Genomic DNA, 23,374 nt, shown 5'->3' with positions numbered 1-23,374 from the left:
GCCTCGGTGCGGCGTTCTGTCAGCCGCGTTGCGCGCGCGCCGCTTCATAAAGCGCGACCGCCGCCGCATTGGACACGTTCAGGCTCTCGAATCCGCCCGGCATGGGGATCTTGGCCAGGACGTCGCAGTGTTCGGCGACCAGACGACGGATGCCGTCGCCTTCGGACCCCATGACCAGAACGGTCGGCTGATGATCCAGCGCTTCTTCCAGCGTCTGTTCGCCCGTTCCGTCCAGCCCGACGGCGCGCCAGCCCAGATCGGCCAGCCGCTCCAGCGCACGGGACAGATTCGTGACGCGCGCATGAGGGAGGCGTTCGGTGGCGCCGACGGCCGCTTTGGCCAGGGCGCCGGCGAGGGCCGGAGCATGCCGGTCCTGAACGATGATCCCCCGCGCGCCGAAGGCCAGGGCCGATCGGAAGATGGCGCCGACGTTCTGGGGGTCGGTCAGCTGATCCAGCATGACGATGACGCCCTCAGCCGGCTCGGCCAGCTCTTCCAGCGACACGCCTTCCAGCGGTTGGACCTTGAAGGCCAGTCCCTGATGCACGGCGCCGGGGGGCAGCATCCGGGTCAGGGCCTGGATTTCGACCACCTCGATCTTGTGGCCGTTTGCGAGAGCATTGTTCTCGATCTCGGCGGCGCGCTCGGCTGTGGCCAGCAGACGACCCATGCCGCGACGGGCGGGATTCGCCAGAGCGGCCAAAACCGGATGGCGGCCCCACAGAAAATTATCGGCGTCCGACTTGCCCCGATCGGGCGAACGGGGCTGACGAGGGGTTTCCTCGCGCCGGCCAAACCCTTGCGCAGCGGGCTTTTGGCCCTTGTCGCGGGGGCCATCGGGACGGTTTCCGAAGACCGGTTTTTTACCGCTTTTACGGTCGTTGCGTTCTGATTTCGACGACACTATAAGACGCCCTCCGATTTGGAGCCCCAAGGGCTTTCGGGTCTGGGCGCCCCCTCTATCCTAGGGGAGGCGACAAGCCGAAGGCTTTTGTTTCGTCCCGCTTCTTTATGGGCGGAAACGAGGGGTCCGACGGTTCGACAAGGCGCGCTGGGGGAATGTCCCGAGTGGCAAAGGGGGGGGACTGTAAATCCCCTGCGTAAGCTTCGAAGGTTCGAGTCCTTCTTCCCCCACCACGCGCCTTGACGGATACGACGGATCAGGACGACGGATAGGAACCGGCTGCGGCGTTCCGAAAGAACTTCCGCAGTCTCCGCGCGGGTATAGCACAATGGTAGTGCAGCAGCCTTCCAAGCTGAGGATGTCGGTTCGATCCCGTCTACCCGCTCCAGGTTTTTAAAAGATCAGCATCGCGCCCCTCCGCTGACGGACCCGGGCCATCAGGAGTTTGGCCATGGCCAAGGAAAAGTTCGAACGGACGAAGCCGCACTGCAACATCGGCACGATTGGTCACGTTGACCACGGCAAGACGACGTTGACGGCAGCGATCACGATGACGCTGGCGAAGGCCGGCGGCGCGAAGGCGATGAACTACGCCGACATCGACGCTGCGCCGGAAGAGAAGGCGCGCGGCATCACGATCAACACCGCGCACGTGGAATATGAGACGGCCAACCGTCACTACGCCCACGTCGACTGTCCCGGCCACGCCGACTATGTGAAGAACATGATCACCGGCGCCGCGCAGATGGACGGCGCGATCCTGGTGGTGTCGGCTGCTGACGGCCCGATGCCGCAGACCCGCGAGCACATCCTGCTGGCCCGTCAGGTCGGCGTGCCGGCCCTGGTGGTCTTCATGAACAAGGTCGACCTGGTCGACGACGAAGAGCTGCTCGAGCTGGTCGAGATGGAAGTGCGCGAGCTGCTCTCGTCGTATCAGTTCCCCGGCGACGACATTCCGATCACCAAGGGTTCGGCCAAGGCCGCGACCGACGGCGTGAACCCGGAAATCGGCGAACAGCGCGTTCTGGCCCTGATGGAAACCGTCGACGCCTACATCCCGCAGCCGGAGCGTCCGGTCGACCTGCCGTTCCTGATGCCGGTCGAAGACGTGTTCTCGATCTCGGGCCGCGGCACCGTGGTCACGGGCCGCGTCGAGAAGGGCATCGTCAAGGTCGGTGAGGAAGTCGAGATCGTCGGCATCCGTCCGGTCCAGAAGACGACCTGCACGGGCGTGGAAATGTTCCGCAAGCTGCTGGACCAAGGTCAAGCGGGCGACAACGTCGGCGTGCTGCTGCGCGGCACCAAGCGTGAAGACGTCGAGCGCGGCCAAGTGCTGTGCAAGCCGGGCTCCATCACCCCGCACACCAAGTTCCTGGCCGAAGCCTACATCCTGACCAAGGAAGAAGGCGGTCGTCACACCCCATTCTTCACGAACTATCGCCCGCAGTTCTACTTCCGCACGACGGACGTGACCGGCATCGTTCACCTGAAGGAAGGCGTCGAGATGATCATGCCGGGCGACAACGCCGAGCTGAACGTCGAGCTGATCACCCCGATCGCGATGGACCAGGGCCTGCGCTTCGCCATTCGTGAAGGCGGCCGCACCGTCGGCGCCGGCGTCGTCGCCAAGATCGTCGAGTAAGAAGACCCGGCCTCAAGTCGCGGGCCTCCGCGAGGCGCGCATAGGCCGAAAGACACAGTAGCGTAACAGAACGGCCCCCGGAGCAATCCGGGGGCCGTTTTGCTGTGGGCTACCCGCAGATCGCCAGAGGCGCCCGTAGGATGTCCGAGTTGGATCGGGGTGCGCCGCAGGCCAAGGCCTCTGGTGTCCGTAACGCGGTCTGACCTGAAATGCGGGGCAGTCCCAGAGGACGAATCCGAGGCGGACGGCTTAGTTTTCGGCGTTGACCAGGTTGCGCACGCGGGGTGGCACGGGCGGCGTGGGCGCTGCGCGGACGATGCGGATAGAGCTGCTGCGGCAGGCCTGGGGCGAAAGGCGGCCAGGCAGGCGGGTGGAGCCGTCGCCGCAGGCCTCGCTGATCTGGTCCTGCGTCAGGCCTCGCGCGCCAGACAGGTCGGCGCCGCGAATGTCGGTCCGACGCAGCGAGGCGTTGGAGAAGTCGGCGCGCGAGAAGCTGCCGCCGGTCAATCGCGCCCCATCCAGGCTGGCGTTCGAAAAGTCCGCGTTGGAGAAATCGCCGCCCGAAAGGTTCGAGGCCGTGACCTCGGCGCTGGCGAAGTTGGCGCCAGACGCCCGGACATTGGCCAGGGTGGCGCCGAACAGCTCCGAGTTGGAGAAGTTGGTTCCAGCCAGGGTGGCGCCGGTGAAGTTGACGCCGTGCATCTCGCTGCCCGAAAGGTTGGCGCGGGTCAGGTTGGCGCGAACGAAGGACGATCCTTGCGCCTCGGCGCCGTTGATCTGCGCCCCGGTGAAGTTGGCGGAGGTGAAGTTGGCGCCAACGATCTCGACCCCGCCCATGTTGGCGCGGCTGAAATCACTGCCGGTGAAGTTGGAGCCCATCATCTCGGCGCCGCGCAGGTTGGCGCCCACCAGGGTGGCGTTCATGAAGCTGGCGCCGGTGAAGGTGGCGCCCGACAGATTGCGGCCGGACAGTTCGCAGCGATTGCACGATCCGCCCAGTGACACCGAACGGGCCACGTCGCGGTCCTGCATCGACATCTCGACCCCGGCGAAGGCGGGGGAGGCGGCGAGCGCCAGTCCCAGCGTCAGCAGAGTCAATGTGGGGCGGACCCGGATATGTTCAGCGATCTGTTTCACGCAGCCTGAATGCCTCGAAACCCCCGCCGCACCTACTTAAATCGAGGTAACTTCATGAAATCGAGGCAAGGTCGGCGCCGCTCAGCAGGCCGGAATGCGCAAGCCCCGAGGCAGGACCGTGGAGCCGTCGCCGCACGCCCGGTTCAGCTGGCCCTGAGTCAGGCCCGTGGCTCGCGCCAGCTGGGCGCCCGACAGATTGGTCCCCGACAGGGTCGCGCCGGCGAAGCTTGCGCCCTCCAGATAGGCGCCGACGAAACTGGCGTTGGTCAGGTTGGCGCGCGAGAAGTTCGAGCCCGAGAAAACGCCGCCATAGGCTTCGACGTCACGCATGTCGGTGTTCGAGAAGCGCGTGCGGTTCATCACCGACAGGCTGAGATCCGCCTGACGCAGGCGTGAACCGGCCAGGTTCAGGCCCCGCGCCTCCAGCCCCGAAAAGTCGCCCTGAAAAAGATTGCAACCGGCGCAGGAGGCGCCGCGCCGCACGCTGGCGATCTGACCCGCGTCCTGGGCCAGCGCAGGCGCAGCGACGGCCAGCAGAGCGGCGATCAGGCCGAGAGAAAGTGTGCGTTTCATGGACCGGGCTCCGACGTTCGATCGTCTGTCAGCAAACCCTAGGCCATAACCCTTAACCTAGCCCTGATCGCCGCCCTTCAGCGCTGGGGCCGCCCCGCAGGTGTCGCACACCCAGGCGGCGCCGCGTTGCTGCAGGCTGAAATCGCCGCAGGCGGGGCAGGCGATGGCCTCGCTGTTGGCGGCGGTGCGGGCTTCCGGATCGCCTTTCTTGCCGAAGGGCAGGACGACCAGATTGTCGGGCGCGGAACCGCGCGCAAATCCCTTGGAGATGAAACGGGCGGCGGGCACGGCCGCGTTGGCGTCGGGCTTTCCGTCGCCCAGATCGTCGGGGTTCTGCGCTTCCGTATCGGCGTTGGCCAGTTCGTGCCGGTCCAGATAGGAGACGCCCAGTTCACGGAAGATGTAGTCCAGGATGGAGGTCGCCGACTTGATGGAATCGTTGCCGGTGACGCGCCCGGCCGGCTCGAATCTGGTGAAGACGAAGGCGTCCACGAACTCGTCCAGCGGCACGCCGTATTGCAGGCCGATGGAGATGGCGATGGCGAAGTTGTTCATCAGGCTGCGGAAGGCGGCGCCTTCCTTGTGCATGTCGATGAAGATCTCACCCAATTCGCCGTCTTCGTATTCGCCGGTGTGAATATAGACCTTGTGGCCCCCGACTGCGGCCTTTTGGATATAGCCCTTTCGCCGGTCGGGCAGTTTGCGGCGCGCGCGTTCGCGCTCGACGACGCGTTCTACGACCCGTTCCGTCGGAACCGAGCGAGGCGCTTCGCGGGCAGGTTCAGGGCGGACGGCGTCGAGCGGCGGCAGGGACAGCAGCGGGCCGGCGGGCGGCGCGGCGCGCGACAGGCGAAGGGCGCGACGGCCGTCCAGGGCCTCCTGGCTCAACAGGCGCGCGGCCTGGGTGGAGGTCGTGCGCCAGTCCATCGATTCGATCGCGAGGTCCGGCATGTCGCTGAACGGCTCGATGGCGCGCCGCAGCTCGGCCGCCGCCGCCGCCGGATCGGCCAGCAGGGCGGCGACGCTGCCCGGCGCCTCGGGCCAGTCGCGCAGATCGCCATGACCGAAGACCCAGCGCGTCGCCGCCGTCTCCGCCTCTTCCGACACGCCCAGCAGGGTCAGCAGCAGACCATCGCCGTCTTCCACGCCCAGGACGTCGCGGATGAAGCCGGGGTCCAAGACGGGGGCGGCGAAGACCGTGTCGAAATCCTCGGCCCAGCCCAAGGCGGTCTCGATGGCGGCCAGTTCGATGTCGGTGAAGCCCAGGGCGCGCAAGGCTGTGTGGTCGATGCCTGGCGCCTCGACCAGGGTGCGACGACCGAAGGTCCACCGCTCCGCCGCCTCAACATCGCCGCCCGCCGCCGTGATGGCCGAGGCAAGCGCGGGGTGCAACCGGCGACCGATCTCGCCATCGGCCGTCTGGAACACGTCGATCGCCGCGACGCGACCCAGGCCCAGCCGCAGCCGCGCCTCCGCATCGTCGACGAACAGGCCGATGGCCGAATGGCGACGCGGCTTCTCCGGGTCTTCCCAGTCGGGGCAGGGGCCACGCAAGCTCGCCAGTTCGGCCGAGGTCATCGCCGCCGTCGCCGCGACCAGTTCCGCGAACGTCCGCGCCTGAGACCTGCGGTCGTCGTCAGCCGCGAGGGCCTGCAGCAGGCCGTCCGGTCCCAGCGCGATGGGACCGGGCCGGGCGGACTGAAGGTCCAGCGCCACCATCAGCAGGCGCGTCAGATCCGCCAGATCGGTCGCCATGTCTCCGTCGAGCGCCAGGACGGCGCCTAGGTCGATCAAAGCCCGCGTGGTCTGCGCCGTCGCGGTCTCCGCATCGCGCGGGTCGAAGGCGACGATCAGACCGCCGTCCAGCGCCGCCTCGGCCGCCAACAAGGCTTCAGGCGCGCCCGCCGCGATCTGGGTCCGGTCCGCCAGGGCGACCAGAGGCGCGCCTTCGACTATCGGCTCCAAGGCCATCGTGGTACGTTCGCCGTCGATGGCTCTCAGGATATCGGCGTCGATGGCGCCGCACCGCCGCGCCAGGGCCGCCGCCCGGCCCAGGGCCGGATTGCGCGAAGGATCGCCGCAGTCGCCGCGCGGACCTTCGCAGCGATCGACCGCATCGGCTACGCCCGCCAGCGCCTCGGCCAGGGCGTCGGCCGCTTGGGCGCCGAGACGCACGGCGGCACGTCGGCCCGTGTGCACTTTCAAACGCGCGGCCGCGCCGGGATCGTTCAGATCGACGACGCCGACAGCCGCAGGTCCGGACGCCGCCGGCGCCGCCAGGCCCAGCCTGAAGGCGCCCGACAGTTCCTCGACAAATGCGGCGGCCTCGGCCCGATCGAACACGCCCTCGGCCACGCCCGTCGCGGCCAGCCGTTCGGCCCAGGCGTCGACGCCGCCGTTCAGCCAGTCGCCGGACAGGGGTGTGGCGAACCCTTCCGCCTCGGCCCAGTCCAGCCAGGCCTCGATCCGGACATCGGACCAGCCGGCGGGGGCCAGGACCTGCTGCACGCCAGCGGGGCGCTCGATGACGCGGGTCTCCATCGCGACTCGTTCTGCGCGAGCGGCGAAGCCGGATTGAAAGCGCATGGCGGCGTCTCTCCGAAAGGTTCGGCCCAGCCTAGGCGGTCGCGCGCCCCTTCGCCAATACATCTGGTGTCGCAGGGCGGGGTTGCCCACAAGATATCGATTCAATCCGCGTCGCCTGAACGCTGGACGAAGAGGGCGCGGGTTTCTATGATCCGTAACAGACGCCGCCTCCCTTTCCGGCGACCCCTTACGGTTGGATTCCACGACGTGTTGAGCAAGATTTTCGGCTGGTGGGAGGGCGCCACGATCGGCACCCGGTTCACCATCGCCAAACGCGGTCGCTTCGTCGGCCAGGACGAGAACGGCAATCGCTATTACGAGAGCCGCGACAACGTCAGCTACGACGGCCGCAAGCGTCGCTGGGTCATCTATGACGGCTATGCCGAGGCGTCCAAGGTGACGCCCGATTGGCACGGCTGGCTGCACTACACCTTCGACCTGCCGCCGACCGAGCAGCCGCTGCCGCGTCGCGCCTGGGAGAAAGAACATCTGCCCAATATGACCGGCACGCCTCTGGCCTGGCGTCCGCCCGGCTCGCTGGCGGGCGACGCCAAGCGCCCGGCCGCGACCGGCGATTATCAGGCGTGGACGCCCGAGTGAAAATCCGCCGCATCCTGTTGGGCGCGGCGTCCGTCGCGGCTGTGCTGAGCGCCGGCGCAGTGACCGCCAGCGTGCTTCAGGACGCGCCGCGCGATGCGCGTCCGGTCCAGGATCCGATCGGCGACATTCTGCGCACCACCCCGGCCCAACCCGCGGTCCCGACCGAGACGCCGCCCGCGGGCGCACCGGCTCCGCGCTCTCCGGTCGCCGTGGCCCCGCCGCCCGACGTCGTCATCGCCGAGGACGCCGCCGTCGAGGAAAAGGCCGAGGAGGAGGTCGCGGCTGAGAAGCCCGTCGCCACCAAGGCCCTCGACCAGCCCGCCACGCCCGCGCGTCGCCAGCGTCGCAAGTTCGCGATCATTCAGGCCATCGACAAGGTCACCGCCGAGACGATGAAGTTCGAGGTGGAGGTCGGCGGTCGCCCCGTGCGCTTCAACCAGAATCTGATCTTCGCGGCCCGCGCCTGCGAGGTCACGACACCGGACGAACTGACCGAAGACGCCATCGCCTATATGGACGTCTCGCTTCAGCCGCGCGGCCGGCAGGAAGGCCGCCAGATCTTCCGCGGCTGGATGTTCGCCTCGTCGCCTGCCGTCAGCGGGGTCCAGAACCCTTATTACGACGCCTGGGTCGTCGGCTGTAAGAACTGAGCTTTGACGCCGCGAGGAGGCGCGCCATGGATCGCAACAAGCCGCCCAAGAAGACCGAAACGGTCGAAATCCGACTGCCCCACGCGACCAAGACCGCCTTCATGGCCCGGTGCCGTGACGAGGGCAGGACAGCCAGCGACGCCATTCGCCGCTTCATCGACGCCGAGTTGAATGCGGCCTCGTCCGCACGCCCTCAACCCCGCCTGGGCTGGCGGCCCCTGCTGGCCGCCGCCGTCGCGGGCCTGGCGCTGGGCGCCGTCGCCGCGCCCTCCCTGGCCCAATCGTCGCCCACCCGCGCCGATTTCGACCGGCTGGACCGCAATCACGACGGCGTCGTCAGCTTCGACGAATACCGCGCGCGTTAGCGGATGCGGACCAGGAACCGGTCCCACTGAAGGTTCAGCCACGTCCACGGTTTGAACAGGTTGGCGCCCGGTTTCCATGAGGCCAGCACCATCTCGGCCCGGCCGATGATGTTTTCGGCCGGCAGCAGGCCGACGCCGATCTCGGGCGGCCAGCGGCTGTCCAGCGAGTTGTCGCGATTGTCGCCCATCATCAAATAGTGACCCGCCGGCACCCGGCGCGCAGGCGTGTCATCGCCCGGCAGGCCCGATCCGCCGTCGTAGGTGACGTAGGATCGTCCGTCGGCTAAGGTCTCGCGCACCTGCTGGACCGGTCGCTGCGGCGCATCGTGATCGGCGACGACATCCAGCCGGGTCTGGCGCACCGGGTCGCCATTGACGAGCACTACGCCGCCCCGCACCTGAACCGTGTCGCCCGGAAGGCCGACGACGCGCTTGATCCAGGCCTCGCTGGGGTCGCGCGGCAGGCGGAACACGACCACGTCGCCGCGTCTCGGCTCGCGCCCGAACAGCCGTCCCGGCGACATCGCCGGATTGAACGGCAGAGACGCCGTGCTCCAGCCATAGGGATATTTCGACACGACGATATAGTCGCCGGTCACCAGCCCCGGCTCCATCGACGACGAGGGGATGGTGAAGGGTTGAAACAGCACGATGCGGATCGCGAGCGCCAGGATGATGGCGAAGATCAGCGTCAGGGCGATCTCTCGCACGTCGCGAAGAAGGGACGGGCGGGGCGGAGCTTTTTGCGGGGTCTGGGTCATGCCGCCATTGACCGTCAGGCCGGGCGAAGATGCCAATCCGAACCTGTCGGGACAGGCCCCAAATCGTGTCCGGACAGACTAGGTGATGGCTAAGGCGACTGCTTCTGCGCCGGTCAGCGGCGCGCACATCGCCCCTTGGTCCGGCCTGACCGACAGCGCGGGCTGAAGCCGCTCCAGATAGGTCGCTTGAGGCGTTTCAACCGCACCGAACTGGCTCAGATGGTCGGTCAGAAACTGGGCGTCCAGCAAGGTCCAGCCGCCCTTCCGCAACCGTGCGACCAGATGGACCAGAGCGACCTTGGACGCATCCCGTTCGCGACTGAACATGCTCTCGCCAAAGAAGGCCCCGCCCAGCGACACGCCGTAAAGCCCGCCGACCAGCCGTTCATCACGCCAGCACTCGATGGAATGGACGAAGCCCATGGCGAACAGGGCGGCGTACAGCCGTCGGATCGGGCCGTTGATCCAGGTGTCTTCGCGATCCGGCCCTTGCGCCGCCGCGCATCCATCTAGCACCGCTTCGAAGGCGGTATCGACCCGCACCTCGAACGGCTCGCTCCGCACGGTGCGGCGCAGGCGGCTGGGGATGTGGAAGGCGTCCAGCGGAATGACGCCGCGCTGTTCCGGCTCGATAATGAAGACGCGCGGATCATCGCGCGCCTCGGCCATCGGAAACACGCCCCGGGCGTAACAGGCCAGCAGGTCCTCGGGGCCGAAACCGCCGAAAGGCCCGCTGGCGCTGAAATCGGGGTCGGTCAGGCGTCGCCCTTCTGACGGGCCGCCCATTTCTCCAGCCAGTGGATGTCGTAGTCGCCCGACAGGATGTCAGGCTCGGCCAGCAGCTTCTGAAACAGGGGGATGGTCGTGTCGACGCCGCCGATGACGACCTCGTTCAGCGAACGCTTCAGACGGGCGATGGCCTCTTCGCGGTCGCGACCGTGCACGATCAGCTTGCCGATCAAGCTGTCGTAATAGGGCGGGATCGAATAGCCGGCGTAGATGGCGCTATCCAGGCGCACGCCCAGGCCGCCCGGTGCATGGAAGTCGGTGATCTTGCCCGGCGACGGGGTGAAGGTCTCCGGGTTCTCGGCGTTGATCCGCACCTCGATGGCGTGGCCTTTGAACTCGATGTCGTCCTGGGTGAACGACAGCGGCAGACCGGCGGCGATGCGCACCTGTTCCCGTACCAGATCGACGCCGGTGATCATTTCCGTAACCGGATGCTCGACCTGCAGGCGGGTGTTCATCTCGATGAAGAAGAACTCGCCGTCCTCCCACAGGAACTCGATGGTGCCGACGCCCAGATAGCCGATGGCGGCGATGGCCTTGTTGACCGTCTCGCCGATCTGCTTGCGACCCTCGGCCGACAGGGCGGGCGAGGGGGCCTCTTCCAGCACCTTCTGGTGACGGCGTTGCAGCGAGCAGTCGCGTTCGCCCAGGTGGACGACATTGCCGTGGCTGTCGGCGATGACCTGGATCTCGATGTGGCGCGGCTTCTGGAGGTAGCGCTCCATATAGACGGCGCCGTTTCCGAAGGCGGCCTTGGCCTCGGACTGGGCGGTCTGGACAGCCTCGACCAGATCGTCAGGCGTCAAGGCGACCTTCATGCCGCGTCCGCCGCCGCCCGCCGCCGCCTTGACGATCAGAGGGAAGCCGATGGATTTGGACGCCTCAATCGCGGCCTCGACGGTCTCGACTTCGCCATCCGAGCCGGGGACGACGGGGATGCCGGCGTCCTTGACCGTCTGTTTGGCGCTGATCTTGTCGCCCATCACCCGGATATGCTCGGGCTTGGGGCCGATGAAGGTCATGCCATGGGCCTCGACGATCTCGGCGAAGCGGGCGTTTTCGGACAGGAAGCCATAGCCAGGGTGGATCGCCTGGGCGCCGGTGATCTCGGCCGCCGCGATGATCGAGGGGATGTTCAGATACGACTTTGCGGCCGAGGCGGGGCCGATGCAGACGCTCTCGTCGGCCAGCCGCACCCACATGGCGCCGCGGTCGGCTTCCGAGTGCACGGCGACGGTGGAGATGCCCATCTCCTTGCACGCCCGGTGAATGCGCAGCGCGATCTCGCCGCGGTTGGCGATCAGGACCTTGGTGAACACGGCTTAGGCTTCCAGCAGGACGAGGGGTTCGCCGAACTCGACCGGCTGGGCGTCGCCGACCAGGATTTCGGCCACAACGCCGTCGCGCGGGGCCTGGATCGGGTTCATCGTCTTCATGGCTTCGACGATCAGCAGGGTCTGGCCCTTCTTGACCTTGTCGCCGGGCTGGACGAAGGCCGGGGCCTCCGGCGACGCCTGCAGATAGGCGGTGCCGACCATCGGCGACTTCACCTCTTCGCCGGCGCGGGCGACGATGGTGGCGGGGTCCGACGGCATGGCGGCCGGCGCAGCAGCGGCGGCGGGCGCAGCGGCGACCGGAGCGGGGGCGGCGGCGTACTGAACCGGGGCGGCGGCGTACTGAACCGGGGCGGCGTTGACGGTGACTTCGCGCGCCACGCGGATGCGCAGTTCGCCGCGCTCGACCTCGACTTCCGTCAGATCGGTCTCGTTCAGGATCTCGGCCAGCTGGCGAACCAGGGCGGCGTCGATTTCGGCGTGTTTCTTGTCATCGGCCATTGGAGTTGCGCCTTGTCTTTCGTGGTCTTTGATAAACGGGACGGGGCTCAGCCGCGTTCCCGAACCTGGGTGAGGGCCGCCTGGACGGCCAGTTCATAGCCCGCCGCGCCGAAGCCGGCGATGACGCCGGTCGCCGCGGAGGACACATAGGAGTGATGGCGAAACGCCTCGCGTGCCGCCGGATTGGACAGATGCAGCTCGATCACCGGGATCGACAGCGTCTGCAGCGCATCGTGCAGCGCCACCGACGTATGCCCATAGGCCGCAGGATTGATGATCAGGGCGTGGGCGCCCTCGCGCGCCTCGTGGATCCAGTCGATCAGCACCCCTTCATGGTTGGTTTGACGAAACACGATCTGCGCCTCGCCGGCCGCCCGGACGCAGCGCTGCTCGATGTCCGCCAGGGTGTCGCGGCCGTAGATGTCCGGCTCCCGAACCCCGAGCAGGTTCAGATTGGGGCCGTTCAGCACATGAATGACGGGCGTTTCGGCCATGGTTTCAGAATCGATCCGGCGCAGCGCGGCGCAAGAGGGGCCTTTTAGCGGACGCAGGGCGTGGGTCAAACGCTCGCGGCGTCGAACCTTCCCCGACGTTACGTGGGATGGCGTGGATTTCGCAGCGCCGGCCGCCATCGTCCCTGGTCGGGACGGCCTGAGGGAGCGCCGAGGATGCGCCGGGACGGCAAACTGATCCTGAGAACCGTGGTGGCGACCTTCGCGGCCTTGGCCGTCGCGGTCGGCGCCTTCCTGTTCGAGGCGGGCTGAGCGCCCAGTCTGGCGAAGCGGCCTGTCACCGTCTATCTGACGCGCGACGGTCGGCAAGGCGAAGGTCAGGGAGAATGCGCGTGCACCAGATCCATCTCAATGGCGAGCCACGTCAGGTCCAGGCCGCCACCATCCTGGCCCTGGTCGAGGAACTGTCGCTGGACCCGCGCAAGGTCGCCGTCGAACGCAATCTCGAGATCGTGCCCAAGTCCCTTCATGCCGCTACGCCCGTGGCCGCAGGCGACCGTATCGAACTGGTCCAGTTCGTCGGCGGCGGGTGATCCGATCAAATCGGGCTACGACGGGTTCCCCCGCGCGCCTGAGAGGCCTAGGTCAGCATCCATGACCGATACAGCCAACGAAACCTGGTCCGTCGCCGGCCGCACCTTCAACTCGCGTCTGATCGTGGGCACTGGCAAGTACGCCGACTACGCCCAGAACGCCGCCGCTGCCGAGGCGGCCGGGGCCGAGATCGTGACCGTGGCCGTGCGCCGCGTGAACCTGTCCGACCCGACCCAGCCGATGCTGGTCGACTATGTGAGGCCCGACCGCTTCACCTTCCTGCCGAACACCGCCGGCTGTTTCACGGGCGAGGATGCGGTGCGGACCCTGCGGCTGGCGCGCGAAGCCGGCGGGTGGAGCCTGGTCAAGCTGGAGGTGCTGTCCAACACCGCCCACCTTTATCCCGACATGATCGAGACGCTGCGGGCGCTGGATCTGCTGATCAAGGACGGCTTCGACGTCATGGTCTATTGCACCGACGACGTCGTGATGGCCAAGCGCCTGGAAGACGCCGGCGCCGCCGCCATCATGCCCGCCGCCGCCCCGATCGGCTCGGGCCTGGGCATCCAGAATGAGGTCAACGTCCGCCTCATCGTCGAACAGGCCAAGGTGCCGGTTCTGGTCGACGCGGGCGTCGGCACGGCCTCGGACGCGACCCGCGCGATGGAGCTGGGCTGCGACGCCGTCCTGATGAACACCGCCATCGCCGGGGCCAAGGACCCCATCCGCATGGCCCGCGCCATGAACCACGCCGTCATCGCCGGCCGCGACGCCTATCTGGCTGGGCGGATGGCCAAGCGGATGTATGCCGACCCGTCGTCGCCGCTGGCGGGACTGATCTGATCCAACCGTCTCCTCCCCGCTTGGCGGGGAGGGGGACCGCGAAGCGGTGGAGGGGTTCTTCAAGTCTCACGGGCCACCGATGCGGTGAAGAGCCCCTCCGTCACGGCGCGAAGGCGCGCCGCACCACCTCGCCATGAATGGGGAGGAGACGATGCTCCGCCGTCGCAATGCCGCTGGTCCAATCCCAGCGATTTCAACCGCTTGCCGATTTATGCCCCCCGTCTGCCATCCACGGGGTCAAACGACCCCATAATAGCCCCATCTCGTCGCATGGAGGGCGCGCCTGGCCTGCGACCTTGCGGCGGCGAGAGCGGATGGAACGGGAGCGGGTTTGAAACGGTCCTCGCTGGCATCGACTCATTGAGCGGTGTCGGAGGGTCGAGGGGGATACTCGGTCGCACTCGGGACGGTCCTCGCAGGGACCGCCGACCCGTCGCAGGCTTATGGGGTTAGGCGATAAGACCGCCACCGCTCGACGCCCCGAGCTTGCAGGACAACCTTCCGCGCGGAGCGTCACACCCTTCGTCGAAACGGTACTTATAAACTCACACTCCGGGCGAAGGCCCGGCGCTCCGCCCAGCCCTCCAAACTTCGCTGCGACCGCGCGAAGCCGATACCGCCTGTCCGGAGACCCGCATGGCCCGTCCCAAACCCTGTCGTCCCAAACCCGGTCGCGGCCTCCCGCCGCCCTACAAACAGACGCCCGAGGAAGTGGCGGAGGACGAGCGCATTCGCGCGGAGCTGTTGGTCGAATACGAACGCCTGGACGCTATCTTGGTCATCAAACAAGCCGAGGCCGACGAGCGTGCGCGCATCAAGGCGATGAAACGCGAGGCGGAGGCGCAGGAGGCCCTCGACCTCGCCGCCAGCAATGCAGGCCAACAGCCTATCCTTACGGTCCAGTCGCCAGACCGCATCAGAGACCTGTGGTCCTAATCGTCCAGCAGGGCCTGCAGCAGCGGATGGGCCAGGACCGGGGCCGCGAGACGCACCACGGCCTGGGGATCTTCAAGGCGCACCGCCGCCGTCGCGTCGGCGACGATGAAGTCGGCGTGGGTGCGCGACGGTTCGGTCAGGCGCTCGTGACCCGGCCGAACAGTCGCCAGATATTGCGCCACGACCGAATCCGCCGACCGTCCCCGCTCGGCTTGGTCGCGCAGCAGCCGGCGGATGAAGCGGATGTCGGCGGGGGTGTCCACGAAGACCCGGATGTCGAACAGGGCGGTCAGATCGGGGGTGCACAGAACATGCGTGCCCTCGACGATCACCACCTCGGCCGCCGGGATCGGCTCGCCGCCCGGCTCGCGGCCGTGATGGATGAAGGAATAGACCGGCGCCGTCACCGCGCGCCCGGCCTTCAAGGCCTTCAGGTCCGCGATCATCAGGTCGTGATCGCGCGCCGTCACATCGTCGAAGTCGAAGGTCGCGGCGTCGAAGCCGGGCAGGGAGGCCGCGTCCTTGTAATAGCTGTCCTCGCGCACCAGCACGGCCGACCCTTCCGGCAGGGCCGATACCAACGCCTCCGCCAGGGTGCTTTTGCCGGAGCCGGAGCCCCCCGTGATCGCGATCAATATGGTCATGGGCGGCCTTCTAGAGCGGTCGCGCCGCCAACGCCACGGGGGACGATCCGCCGCGCCGTGGCTGACGCTACGTCACGTTGCTTATCGCCAATCACCGATGTTAGCGTCGGCTCAAGCGTCGCATCAAAGCAGACGCATCCAAGGGACAAGGATACGACATGCTGGGCTTGATGCAGGACTGGCCGCTGACGGTCGACAAGATCATCGACCACGCCAAAAACTGGCATGGCGAGCGCGAAGTGGTGACGCGCTCGGTCGAGGGGCCCATCGTCCGCACGACCTACGCCCAGATCCACGAGCGGGCCAAACGCGTGTCCAGCGCGCTGAAGGACTGGGGCGTCCAGCCGGGCGACCGCGTCGCCACCCTGGCCTGGAACACCGCCAACCATATCGAGGCCTGGTACGGCATCATGGGCATCGGCGGGGTGTGCCATACCCTGAACCCGCGCCTGTTCCCCGAACAGCTCGTCTACATCATCAATCACGCCGAAGACCGGATCATCTTCGTCGACCTGACCTTCGTGCCGCTGCTGGAAGCGATCCTGCCGCATATCCCGAAGGTCGAGCGCGTCGTCATCATGACCGACGCCGCCCATATGCCGCAGACGAAGCTGCCCAAGGCCGTCGCCTATGAGGACGCGATCGCCGGTCAATCGACCGACGTGGTCTGGGGCGACTTCGACGAACAGACGGCCTGCGGCCTCTGCTACACCTCCGGCACCACGGGCAATCCGAAGGGGGTGTTGTATTCGCACCGCTCCAACTTCCTGCACACCTTCATGGGCCTTCAGGCCACTGTGATGGGCGCCACGCCCAAGGAAGTGATCCTGCCGGTCGTGCCGATGTTCCACGCCAACGCCTGGGGCATCGCCTTCGCCGGCCCGGCTGCTGGCACCAAGCTGGTGATGCCGGGGGCCAAGATGGACGGTCAGTCGATCTATGAGCTGATTGAACAGGAGGGCGTCACCTTCTCGGCCGCCGTGCCGACTGTCTGGCAGGGCCTGTTCGCCCACATGAAACAGAACGGGCTGGGATTCTCGACCCTGAAGCGCGTCCTCATCGGCGGTTCGGCCTGTCCCGAAAGCCTGATCCGCGGCTTCCAGGACGATTTCGGCGTCGAGGTCACCCACGCCTGGGGCATGACCGAGACCTCACCTATCGGCACCATCGCCAACCTGCCGCCCGAAATCCTGAAGCTCTCCTACGACGAGCAGATGAAGTACCGACTGAAGCAGGGCGTACCGCCGCTGGGCGTCGAGCTGAAGCTGAAGGACGAGACGGGTGCCGAACTGCCGCACGACGGGGCGACCTTCGGCCGTCTGATGGTCAAGGGGCCGACGATCAGCCGCGCCTATTTCAAGGAAGACGGCTCGATCCTGGACGACGAAGGCTTCTTTGACACCGGCGATGTGGCCACGATCGACGACCTGGGCTTCATGCAGATCACCGACCGCGCCAAGGACGTGATCAAGTCTGGCGGCGAGTGGATCAGCTCCATCGAGATCGAGAACATCGCCGTCGGCCACCCCAAGGTCGAGATCGCAGCCGTCATCGGCGCGGCCCACCCCAAATGGGACGAACGGCCCGTGCTGATCCTGAAGCTGAAGCCAGACGAGACGCTGGACAAGCAGGAGCATCTGGACTTCCTGACCGGCAAGATCGCCAAATGGTGGATGCCCGACGATGTGGTCGCCGTAGACGACATCCCGCTGGGTGCGACCGGCAAGATCGACAAGAAGCTTCTGCGCGACCGGATGAAGGACTATCGTCTGCCGACCGCTGCCTAAGTTAGAACCGGACCCTGAATGCCGACCAGAAAGCCCGTACCCGCCATTCTGCCCTGGCTGACGGCGCTTGCGGCGGCGCCTTTTGTGCTGATCGTGGCGGCCGTCACGGCGACGCGGTTCGGCGGACTCGATCTGGCGATCGGCTATGACCTGCTGACCTGGACCGTGGCGCGCCTCCTGGCCTGGGTCGGTCTGGCGGCGGCTCTGGTGGCGGCGGTGCTGGCGCTGCGCGACCTGAAGGGCAGGGGTCTTTATGCGCTGGCGGCGCTAGCTCTCTCGGGCGCGACCGTCGCCGGCTTCGTGCTGCGTCAGGGCCAAGATGCGACGCCCCATCCACGTGACGTCAGCACCAACCTGGACGAGCCGCCTGGCCTGCCGCGCGCCGCCGGCGTGCGCAGCGGCGCGCCGCAGACCTGTGACGGTGTGGACGCCATCCCGACCCAGGTCCTGGCCCAGCAGGCGACCTCGGCGCTGGTCGACGCCGGCTTCGTCGTCACCCGCGCCACAACCTTCCAGGTCGAAGCCGTGCACGCCGGCGCCTGGTTCGGCTTCGCCACCGACGCCGTCGTTCGCATCCGCCCCGGCCGCACCGACATCCGCGTCGCCGCACGCGGCAGCCGTCCCGACGGCGGCGCCACCTGCCGCCTCGCCGCCAAGATCACCCGAAACCTGGAGGCGGGACGCTAAGCCAGGCGGAACTGCGCCGACAGGCCGGGCACGCCATCGCTGATCGCCGCGCCGTCCTCGACCAGCTTGATCAGATGCGCCAGCACCGACAGCGAAGCGGCCGGCCATAGCCGCTGATCGACGGCGGCGTACAGAACCGGAACCATTTCCGCGATCGTGCGATCCCCCGCCGCAAGCCGTTGGAGCACTTGCGCCTCCCGCTCCAACCGATGCGCGCGATAGGCTTCCAGAAACGGCTGCACCTGCGTCACCGGCGCCCCGTGCGTCGGCCACAGCACATCGAAGTCGCGCGCGATCACCGCCTCCAGGCTGGCCATATACTGGCGCATGTTCCCATCCGGCGGCGCCACGACCGTCGTCGACCAGCCCATGACATGATCGCCGCAAAACAGCGCATTCTCCTCGCACAAGGCGAAGGCCATATGATTTGACGCATGGCCGGGCGTGAACATCGTCTCGATCGTCCAGCCGTCGCCCTCGATGACCTCGCCGCCCGTCAGCACCACATCGGGCGCGAAGTCCGCATCCTCATCCTCGTCCAGCGCACCCGACGCATGCGTTTCCCGCATCGGAGGCCGGGGCGCCCAAATCCGTGCTCCGGTCGCCTCGGCGAACGGCCGGGCCAAAGGCGCATGATCCCGGTGCGTATGCGTCACCAGCACATGGCTGACCCGCCGCCCCTCGACCGCCGCCATCAGCGCCGCCAGATGCGCCTGATCCAGCGGTCCCGGATCGATCACCGCGACCTCGGCCCCTTGGTCAGGTCGGCCGACGATATAGGTCCCCGTCCCGGTGAAGGTGAAAGGCCCCGGATTGTCGGCGATCAACCGCTGGATCAATGGCGACACCTGATCGCGCCGCCCATGGGCGAAGTCGAACGCCCTCACGAAGGGGATCATCGCCACCCCAGTGTTTGGCGCAGAGCTTGCGTTAACGTCTCGGTAATCATGCCTGGAGCGCCCACAATGGCCCGTTCGATCGCCAACGCTGTATCAAATCGGCTTCCGTTCGTCGCGGCGGCGATCCTATGTCTCGCCGCGGTGCAACTGATCGCCGCCTCCTGTACGCCGGAACCCGCGCCCTACGCGGCGCGCGTGATGATCCAACGCTAGAGGTCTACTCGCGGCGGACGCGGAAGGGCGGATCGTTCGCCACCTTCATCATGTAGCTTCCCAACGCCGCCCTGCGCACAGTCACTGGATACTGCCGCTCAGCCGAAAAGAGCACGTCTACGCCGTCGGTCTTTCGCCACACGGAGCCGTCATTCAGCGTGATTGACCATTCGCCCCTGCCAAGGTTTCGGGCTGATGTCATCGTCGCCGAGATGGACTGCAACTCTTCCGACCGCCCTGACCCGCTGAAGGGGTTCAAGCCTGTGACGTTGAAACCGAACAACCGGCGCTGATTCTGCTCCACATCCTGCCGGCTGACGATCGCGACCTCGCCGGCGGCTGCCAATCGAGCTGCGGCGGCGTCGAAACATGCTAGCCGGGCGGCGTTGGCCTCAATCGTCGTGCATTGCGTGACGGCTCCGACCAGGTCGGTTCCCGATGAAGAAAAATCTTGCTGCGCCAGAGCATGGTTTGACCAAAAAATAACCGATGCAACCGATAGAACGGTGATGTTCTTGGCGCTTACGACAGCTGATCGGGTCATAATCTTCTTCGTCTCGTTAAGTTGGCGGCCAGTATATCACTAGAAATCAAGGTGTGTCCGATGTCGCTGTAGCGACTACGGTGTGTCGTCTTTGCGACAGGCGTGTCGCCAATGTGTTCAAGCGCCACCTTCTCGCTGGACTTGGCGCCTGCGTTGGTATGCTCTCGCGCCCAACCGATCGCATGGTCGGCAAATGGCTAATGTATTGAGCAGTTCGTTTCTAACGAACTTGGCTCTTCTGGGAGAACAAGCCTTGAACACCAACAGATATCGTCGCGGCCTTTTGGCAACCACGATCATCGGCGGCGCCGCTTTGGCGATGGCCGCTACGCCCTCGTTCGCACAGTCGGCTGACGACCAAGCGACCGACGTCGGCGAGATCGTCGTCACGGGTTCGCGCATCGCCCGTCAGGACTATCGTTCGACCAGCCCGATCGTCACCGTCACCGCCCAAGACTTCCAGGCGACGGGTTCGGTCACGATCGACACCTTGATCAACGATCTGCCGCAGTTCACCCCGTCGATCTCGTCGACCTCGAACAACCCGTCCAATGGCGGCCAGGCCAACATCAACCTGCGTAACCTCGGCTCGAACCGCACGCTGGTTCTGATGAACGGCCGTCGCGTCGTGCCGTCGAACTCGGACGGTTCGGTTGACGTCAACCTGATCCCGACTGCCCTGATCAAGAACATCGAAGTCATCTCGGGCGGCGCTTCGGCGGCCTATGGTTCGGACGCCCTGGCTGGCGTCGCAAACTTCATCCTCGACGAGAACTTCTCGGGCGTTCAGGTCGACGCCCAATACGGTGAAACCGATCGCAGCGACGGCAAGACCGAGAGCTATTCAGTCACCGTCGGCGGCAACTTCGACGATGACCGCGGCAACATGGTGCTGTCGCTCGGCCGTTCGACCCGCGACGTGATCTTCAACGCCGCGCGTGACTTCTCGGCGGTGTCCGGTCCGTCCGGCACTTCGCCCCTGGGTTCGACGATCTTCGATAGCAACAACCTGCCTAGCTTGGCTTTGGTCAGAGCCTATTTCAACAGCCCGGACCTGGTCGAAACGGGCGCGTTCGGTTTCAACGATGACAACACGCTGTTCTCGTACACCGGCAAGTTGAACGTCAAGAATCCGGCTGGAGCCGGCGCGGAGTACACGGCGCCCGGTGCCAACTATACGTTCAACACAGGTCCGCTGAACTATCTGCAACTGCCGCTTGACCGTTACAACGTCTACGGAGGCGGCCGTTACAAGATCAATGACAACGCCGAGGTCTATGCCAATGCGCTGTTCACCCAGTATGTCGCCGACACCGAACTGGCGGCTAGCCCTGCGGCCAGCGGCACCGGCTTCCGCGTCCCGGCGACTAATCCGTTCATCACGGCTGATCTCCGAACGTTTTTGAATTCCCGTGCCAATCCGAACGGCTCCTTCCTGCTGAACAAGCGCTTCACCGCGCTGGGCGGTCGCCACTCGACGGAAGAGTACAACATTTATCAGATCACCACGGGCGTCCGTGGTCAGGTTCCGCAAAGCACCTGGACGTACGACGTTTACGGTTCGTATGGCCGCGTTTCCAATACGACCACTCAAACCGGCAACGTGTCTCGCTCGTCGGTTCAGCGACTGCTGGACGCTGCGGACGGTGGTCGCAGCCTTTGCGCGGGCGGCTTCGATCCGTTTGGCGTGACGGACCTGTCGGCGGAGTGCATCAACTACATCGGTCGTTCGGCGCGTAACTCGACCGTGACCGAACAACGCGTCATTGAAGCGTCGCTGCAAGGCAAGGCGTTCGATCTGCCGGCCGGTGAAGTTCGTGTCGCCCTCGGCGCTCAGTATCGCCAAGACGACTTCGCCTTCGGCGCGGACTCCTCGCTCGCTCAACAAAACGCCGTCACGCCTCACTTGGGCGCAAATGGCCAGCCGGACGGCGGCAACGTCGGTGGTTCGGAAATCGCCGGCTTCAACCCGACGCCTTCCCTGAGCGGTGGTACGAACTCCAAGGAACTGTTCATCGAGGCGCTGGTCCCGCTGCTCTCGGATCTGCCTTTTGTCGAGCAACTGGATCTGAACCTCGGCTATCGTTACGCCGACTACAGCACCGCTGGCGGCACGCAGGCCTATCGTGCGGAGCTAGACTGGACTGTCGCTGGCGGCCTGCGCGCACGTGGCGGTTATAGCCGCTCGGTCCGTGCACCTTCGATCGGCGAACTGTTCGCCACCGCAAGCACGAACTTCCCGAGCATCGGCGCGCCGTCGGCGACGGGCACTGGCGGTGATCCCTGCGACATCCGCAGCAGCTTCCGCCAGGGGTCTAACGCCGCCGCCGTCCGTGCACTGTGCTTGGCGCAAGGCATTTCGGCTCAGGCGATCGATCGCTACACCTTCTCCAACAACCAGGTTGAAAGCCGCACCGGCGGTAACCCGAACCTGTTTGAAGAGACGTCGGACAGCTGGTCGGCCGGTCTGGTGTATCAATCGCAGTTCGCGTCGCCCTGGCTGTCGGGCTTCTCGGCCTCGATCGATTACTACAACATCGAAATCACCGATGCGATCGGATCGATTGCGGCCGACGACTCGCTGGCCGGCTGCTTCAACGTCACGGGCGAAAACCCCACCTTCAGCAACGCCAACAGCTATTGCCAACTGTTTAGCCGCGATCCGCTGTCCGGCAACATTGTCGGCGCGATTGAAAATCAGGCCAACCTTGGCATGATCAGAACGTCCGGCGTTGACTTCCAAGCCGACTGGGCCTTCAACATCGCCGACATCGGTGGCGGCGATTGGGGCCGTCTGAAGTTCAACACGGTCATCAGCTGGCTGGAGAACTACGAAGACAACGTCGTCGAAGGCGGCGCCTTCACGGACCGTACGGGCACGATCGACAGCTCGTTCGGCAATACCTTCCCGGAATGGAAGGCTTTGAGCTCGGTGACTTGGGCGAGCGGTCCGTTCTCGGTTGGCGCACGCTGGCGTCGGGTTGGCGAAATCACGGTGATCAACACCACCGAGGTTCTGCCTTCCATCGACTACTTCGATCTGAACGGTTCGTGGTCCATCAACGACACGGTGTCGCTGCGCGGCGGCGTGAACAACCTGACCGACGAACAGCCGAACGTCTTCGTTCCCGGCGTTCAGGCCAACACCGACCCGTCGACTTATGACGTGCTGGGTCGCCGCTACTACGTTGGTCTGACCGCCAAGTTCTAAGGCCGGTCAACGACACGAGACTGAGGCGGCGGAGCAACGCTCCGCCGCCTTTTTCGTTTAAGCGGCGCCGTAGAAAAACCATTCGGGCGGGCGAGCGTTACGGATCGTCGCCTGTTTGCGGCGCGCTCCCCCAAGGAAGATCATGCTGAAATTTGTCGTTCCCGGACTGTCGGTCCTGTCGCTGCTGGCTGCCGGCGCGGCGGTCGCTCAAACTCAGGATGGACCGATCGTGACGGGTAATCGCTCGGGCGAGACCGCCGATGCGTTGAAGACGCGCGAGGCCATCGCCTATGCACGGCCGTTGCCGCGGGGCGCGCCGAGCGCCGACTATCCGCTGGTGGCCTGGTGCGATGCGCTGGTGACCGGCCATGCCGATCTGGGCGAGACGCTGACGTCGCGCGCGCCGGAGGATGTCGAGTTGGTGCGTCTGGGCCGTCTCGAAGCCCAGGATTTCCGCAGCGCCCTGGCGGCGGCCGCGCCGCGTCAATCGGCGGCTTCGAAGGCCGAGGCCGAGCAGGCCGTCGCCGCCGTCAAGGCGCAGTGGGCGCCGCTGATGGCAAACCCCGATGCGGAGGCGCGCAGTCAGTCGTTCGGGCTGTTCTTCGGTCTGCCGGGCCGCTGTGAGCACGCCGCGCGCCGCCTGCGCGACAACATCACCACGCCGCCCGCCACGCTGGAGAGCGTTGGCATCAACTGATCGGTTCGGCGGTTACCGGATGACA

24 protein-coding genes and 2 tRNA genes are annotated in these 23,374 nt (G+C 66.2%); 14 read left to right on the top strand and 12 right to left on the bottom strand.

Translation table 11 applies throughout. The annotated features are described in order from the left end of the window. Positions 1–19: 19 nt before the first annotated feature. Positions 20–904, bottom strand: a complete 885-nt coding sequence (gene rlmB / locus PFY01_RS11935; protein WP_084375326.1) for a 23S rRNA (guanosine(2251)-2'-O)-methyltransferase RlmB — start codon at positions 902–904, stop codon at positions 20–22. A gap of 149 nt (positions 905–1,053) precedes the next feature. Between rlmB and PFY01_RS11930 the strand changes: the two genes are divergently transcribed. From PFY01_RS11930 to tuf, 3 genes are all read left to right on the top strand, one after another. After that, a tRNA-Tyr gene (locus PFY01_RS11930) sits at positions 1,054–1,137 on the top strand. Between the two features lie 81 nt (positions 1,138–1,218). After that, a tRNA-Gly gene (locus tag PFY01_RS11925) sits at positions 1,219–1,292 on the top strand. Positions 1,293–1,355: 63 nt separating this feature from the next. Then, complete coding sequence (gene tuf / locus PFY01_RS11920; protein ID WP_055753383.1) at positions 1,356–2,546, top strand: elongation factor Tu; 1,191 nt, start codon at positions 1,356–1,358, stop codon at positions 2,544–2,546. Positions 2,547–2,795: 249 nt separating this feature from the next. Here the strand turns inward: tuf and PFY01_RS11915 are convergent, their stop codons facing one another. From PFY01_RS11915 to PFY01_RS11905, 3 genes are all read right to left on the bottom strand, one after another. Next, positions 2,796–3,683, bottom strand: coding sequence for a pentapeptide repeat-containing protein (locus PFY01_RS11915; RefSeq protein WP_271041430.1), 888 nt, complete (start codon positions 3,681–3,683; stop codon positions 2,796–2,798). An 81-nt stretch (positions 3,684–3,764) separates the two neighbouring features. Next, positions 3,765–4,256 (bottom strand): pentapeptide repeat-containing protein, encoded by a 492-nt coding sequence (locus tag PFY01_RS11910; RefSeq protein ID WP_271041429.1) that lies wholly within the window; start codon positions 4,254–4,256, stop codon positions 3,765–3,767. 57 nt (positions 4,257–4,313) lie between these two features. Beyond that, on the bottom strand, positions 4,314–6,842 hold the full coding sequence (locus tag PFY01_RS11905; RefSeq protein WP_271041428.1) for a TSCPD domain-containing protein: 2,529 nt from the start codon (positions 6,840–6,842) through the stop codon (positions 4,314–4,316). A 207-nt stretch (positions 6,843–7,049) separates the two neighbouring features. Here PFY01_RS11905 and PFY01_RS11900 point away from each other — a divergent pair, with 207 nt between their 5' ends. The 3 genes from PFY01_RS11900 to PFY01_RS11890 are packed head-to-tail and all read left to right on the top strand — an operon-like array spanning position 7,050 to position 8,457. Further along, complete coding sequence (locus PFY01_RS11900; RefSeq protein ID WP_055755156.1) at positions 7,050–7,442, top strand: NADH:ubiquinone oxidoreductase subunit NDUFA12; 393 nt, start codon at positions 7,050–7,052, stop codon at positions 7,440–7,442. Then, complete coding sequence (locus tag PFY01_RS11895; RefSeq protein ID WP_271041427.1) at positions 7,439–8,092, top strand: DUF2155 domain-containing protein; 654 nt, start codon at positions 7,439–7,441, stop codon at positions 8,090–8,092. The genes PFY01_RS11900 and PFY01_RS11895 overlap by 4 nt, the downstream gene beginning before the upstream one ends. Positions 8,093–8,118: 26 nt before the next feature. After that, entirely contained in the window at positions 8,119–8,457 is a 339-nt protein-coding gene (locus tag PFY01_RS11890; protein ID WP_271041426.1) for an EF-hand domain-containing protein, read from the top strand. On the opposite strand, the gene lepB is transcribed toward PFY01_RS11890, so the two are convergent. The 5 genes from lepB to aroQ all read right to left on the bottom strand — a co-directional run bounded on the left by lepB (position 8,454) and on the right by aroQ (position 12,336). After that, positions 8,454–9,218 carry a signal peptidase I gene (gene lepB, locus PFY01_RS11885; protein WP_271043060.1) on the bottom strand — a complete coding sequence of 255 codons (765 nt, stop codon included), beginning with the start codon at positions 9,216–9,218 and terminating at the stop codon, positions 8,454–8,456. The two genes, PFY01_RS11890 and lepB, sit on opposite strands and share 4 nt — an antisense overlap. A gap of 78 nt (positions 9,219–9,296) precedes the next feature. Then, positions 9,297–10,004 (bottom strand): leucyl/phenylalanyl-tRNA--protein transferase, encoded by a 708-nt coding sequence (gene aat / locus PFY01_RS11880; protein WP_271041425.1) that lies wholly within the window; start codon positions 10,002–10,004, stop codon positions 9,297–9,299. Further along, positions 9,974–11,326, bottom strand: a complete 1,353-nt coding sequence (gene accC, locus PFY01_RS11875) for an acetyl-CoA carboxylase biotin carboxylase subunit (protein ID WP_055808513.1) — start codon at positions 11,324–11,326, stop codon at positions 9,974–9,976. The genes aat and accC overlap by 31 nt, the downstream gene beginning before the upstream one ends. A 3-nt stretch (positions 11,327–11,329) precedes the next feature. Further along, positions 11,330–11,842, bottom strand: coding sequence for an acetyl-CoA carboxylase biotin carboxyl carrier protein (gene accB / locus PFY01_RS11870; protein WP_271041424.1), 513 nt, complete (start codon positions 11,840–11,842; stop codon positions 11,330–11,332). A 47-nt stretch (positions 11,843–11,889) separates the two neighbouring features. After that, the gene (gene aroQ, locus PFY01_RS11865) at positions 11,890–12,336 is read right to left on the bottom strand and encodes a type II 3-dehydroquinate dehydratase (protein WP_271041423.1); all 447 of its coding nucleotides are present in this window, start codon (positions 12,334–12,336) and stop codon (positions 11,890–11,892) included. Positions 12,337–12,680: 344 nt separating this feature from the next. Here aroQ and thiS point away from each other — a divergent pair, with 344 nt between their 5' ends. From thiS to PFY01_RS11850, 3 genes are all read left to right on the top strand, one after another. Continuing rightward, positions 12,681–12,887, top strand: a complete 207-nt coding sequence (thiS, locus tag PFY01_RS11860) for a sulfur carrier protein ThiS (RefSeq protein ID WP_055755162.1) — start codon at positions 12,681–12,683, stop codon at positions 12,885–12,887. A 61-nt stretch (positions 12,888–12,948) separates the two neighbouring features. Then, positions 12,949–13,731, top strand: a complete 783-nt coding sequence (locus PFY01_RS11855) for a HisA/HisF-related TIM barrel protein (RefSeq protein WP_271041422.1) — start codon at positions 12,949–12,951, stop codon at positions 13,729–13,731. 636 nt (positions 13,732–14,367) lie between these two features. Then, positions 14,368–14,667 (top strand): hypothetical protein, encoded by a 300-nt coding sequence (locus tag PFY01_RS11850; protein WP_271041421.1) that lies wholly within the window; start codon positions 14,368–14,370, stop codon positions 14,665–14,667. On the opposite strand, the gene udk is transcribed toward PFY01_RS11850, so the two are convergent. Continuing rightward, positions 14,664–15,311 carry a uridine kinase gene (gene udk, locus PFY01_RS11845; protein WP_039247924.1) on the bottom strand — a complete coding sequence of 216 codons (648 nt, stop codon included), beginning with the start codon at positions 15,309–15,311 and terminating at the stop codon, positions 14,664–14,666. The genes PFY01_RS11850 and udk overlap by 4 nt on opposite strands. A 158-nt stretch (positions 15,312–15,469) precedes the next feature. On the opposite strand from udk, the gene PFY01_RS11840 reads away from it, so the two are divergent. Further along, the gene (locus PFY01_RS11840) at positions 15,470–17,098 is read left to right on the top strand and encodes a long-chain-fatty-acid--CoA ligase (protein ID WP_271041420.1); all 1,629 of its coding nucleotides are present in this window, start codon (positions 15,470–15,472) and stop codon (positions 17,096–17,098) included. Between the two features lie 18 nt (positions 17,099–17,116). After that, positions 17,117–17,785, top strand: coding sequence for a DUF1499 domain-containing protein (locus PFY01_RS11835; protein ID WP_271041419.1), 669 nt, complete (start codon positions 17,117–17,119; stop codon positions 17,783–17,785). Here the strand turns inward: PFY01_RS11835 and PFY01_RS11830 are convergent. Continuing rightward, a complete protein-coding gene (locus tag PFY01_RS11830) occupies positions 17,782–18,684 on the bottom strand; it encodes an MBL fold metallo-hydrolase (protein ID WP_271041418.1) in 903 nt (300 codons plus the stop codon). The genes PFY01_RS11835 and PFY01_RS11830 overlap by 4 nt on opposite strands. 66 nt (positions 18,685–18,750) lie before the next feature. On the opposite strand from PFY01_RS11830, the gene PFY01_RS11825 reads away from it, so the two are divergent. Continuing rightward, positions 18,751–18,897 carry a hypothetical protein gene (locus PFY01_RS11825; protein WP_165116191.1) on the top strand — a complete coding sequence of 49 codons (147 nt, stop codon included), beginning with the start codon at positions 18,751–18,753 and terminating at the stop codon, positions 18,895–18,897. Between the two features lie 4 nt (positions 18,898–18,901). Here the strand turns inward: PFY01_RS11825 and PFY01_RS11820 are convergent, their stop codons facing one another. Then, entirely contained in the window at positions 18,902–19,441 is a 540-nt protein-coding gene (locus PFY01_RS11820; RefSeq protein WP_271041417.1) for a hypothetical protein, read from the bottom strand. Between the two features lie 253 nt (positions 19,442–19,694). Between PFY01_RS11820 and PFY01_RS11815 the strand changes: the two genes are divergently transcribed. Together PFY01_RS11815 and PFY01_RS11810 are read left to right on the top strand one after the other, a co-directional pair. Further along, a complete protein-coding gene (locus tag PFY01_RS11815) occupies positions 19,695–22,652 on the top strand; it encodes a TonB-dependent receptor domain-containing protein (RefSeq protein WP_312184704.1) in 2,958 nt (985 codons plus the stop codon). Positions 22,653–22,794: 142 nt separating this feature from the next. Further along, complete coding sequence (locus PFY01_RS11810) at positions 22,795–23,349, top strand: hypothetical protein (RefSeq protein WP_055808523.1); 555 nt, start codon at positions 22,795–22,797, stop codon at positions 23,347–23,349. Positions 23,350–23,374: the final 25 nt, after the last annotated feature.

The organism is Brevundimonas vesicularis (genome assembly GCF_027886425.1).
GTDB classification, from domain to species: Bacteria; Pseudomonadota; Alphaproteobacteria; order Caulobacterales; family Caulobacteraceae; genus Brevundimonas; species Brevundimonas vesicularis_C.
This window is presented reverse-complemented; position numbering and strand designations above follow the sequence as displayed.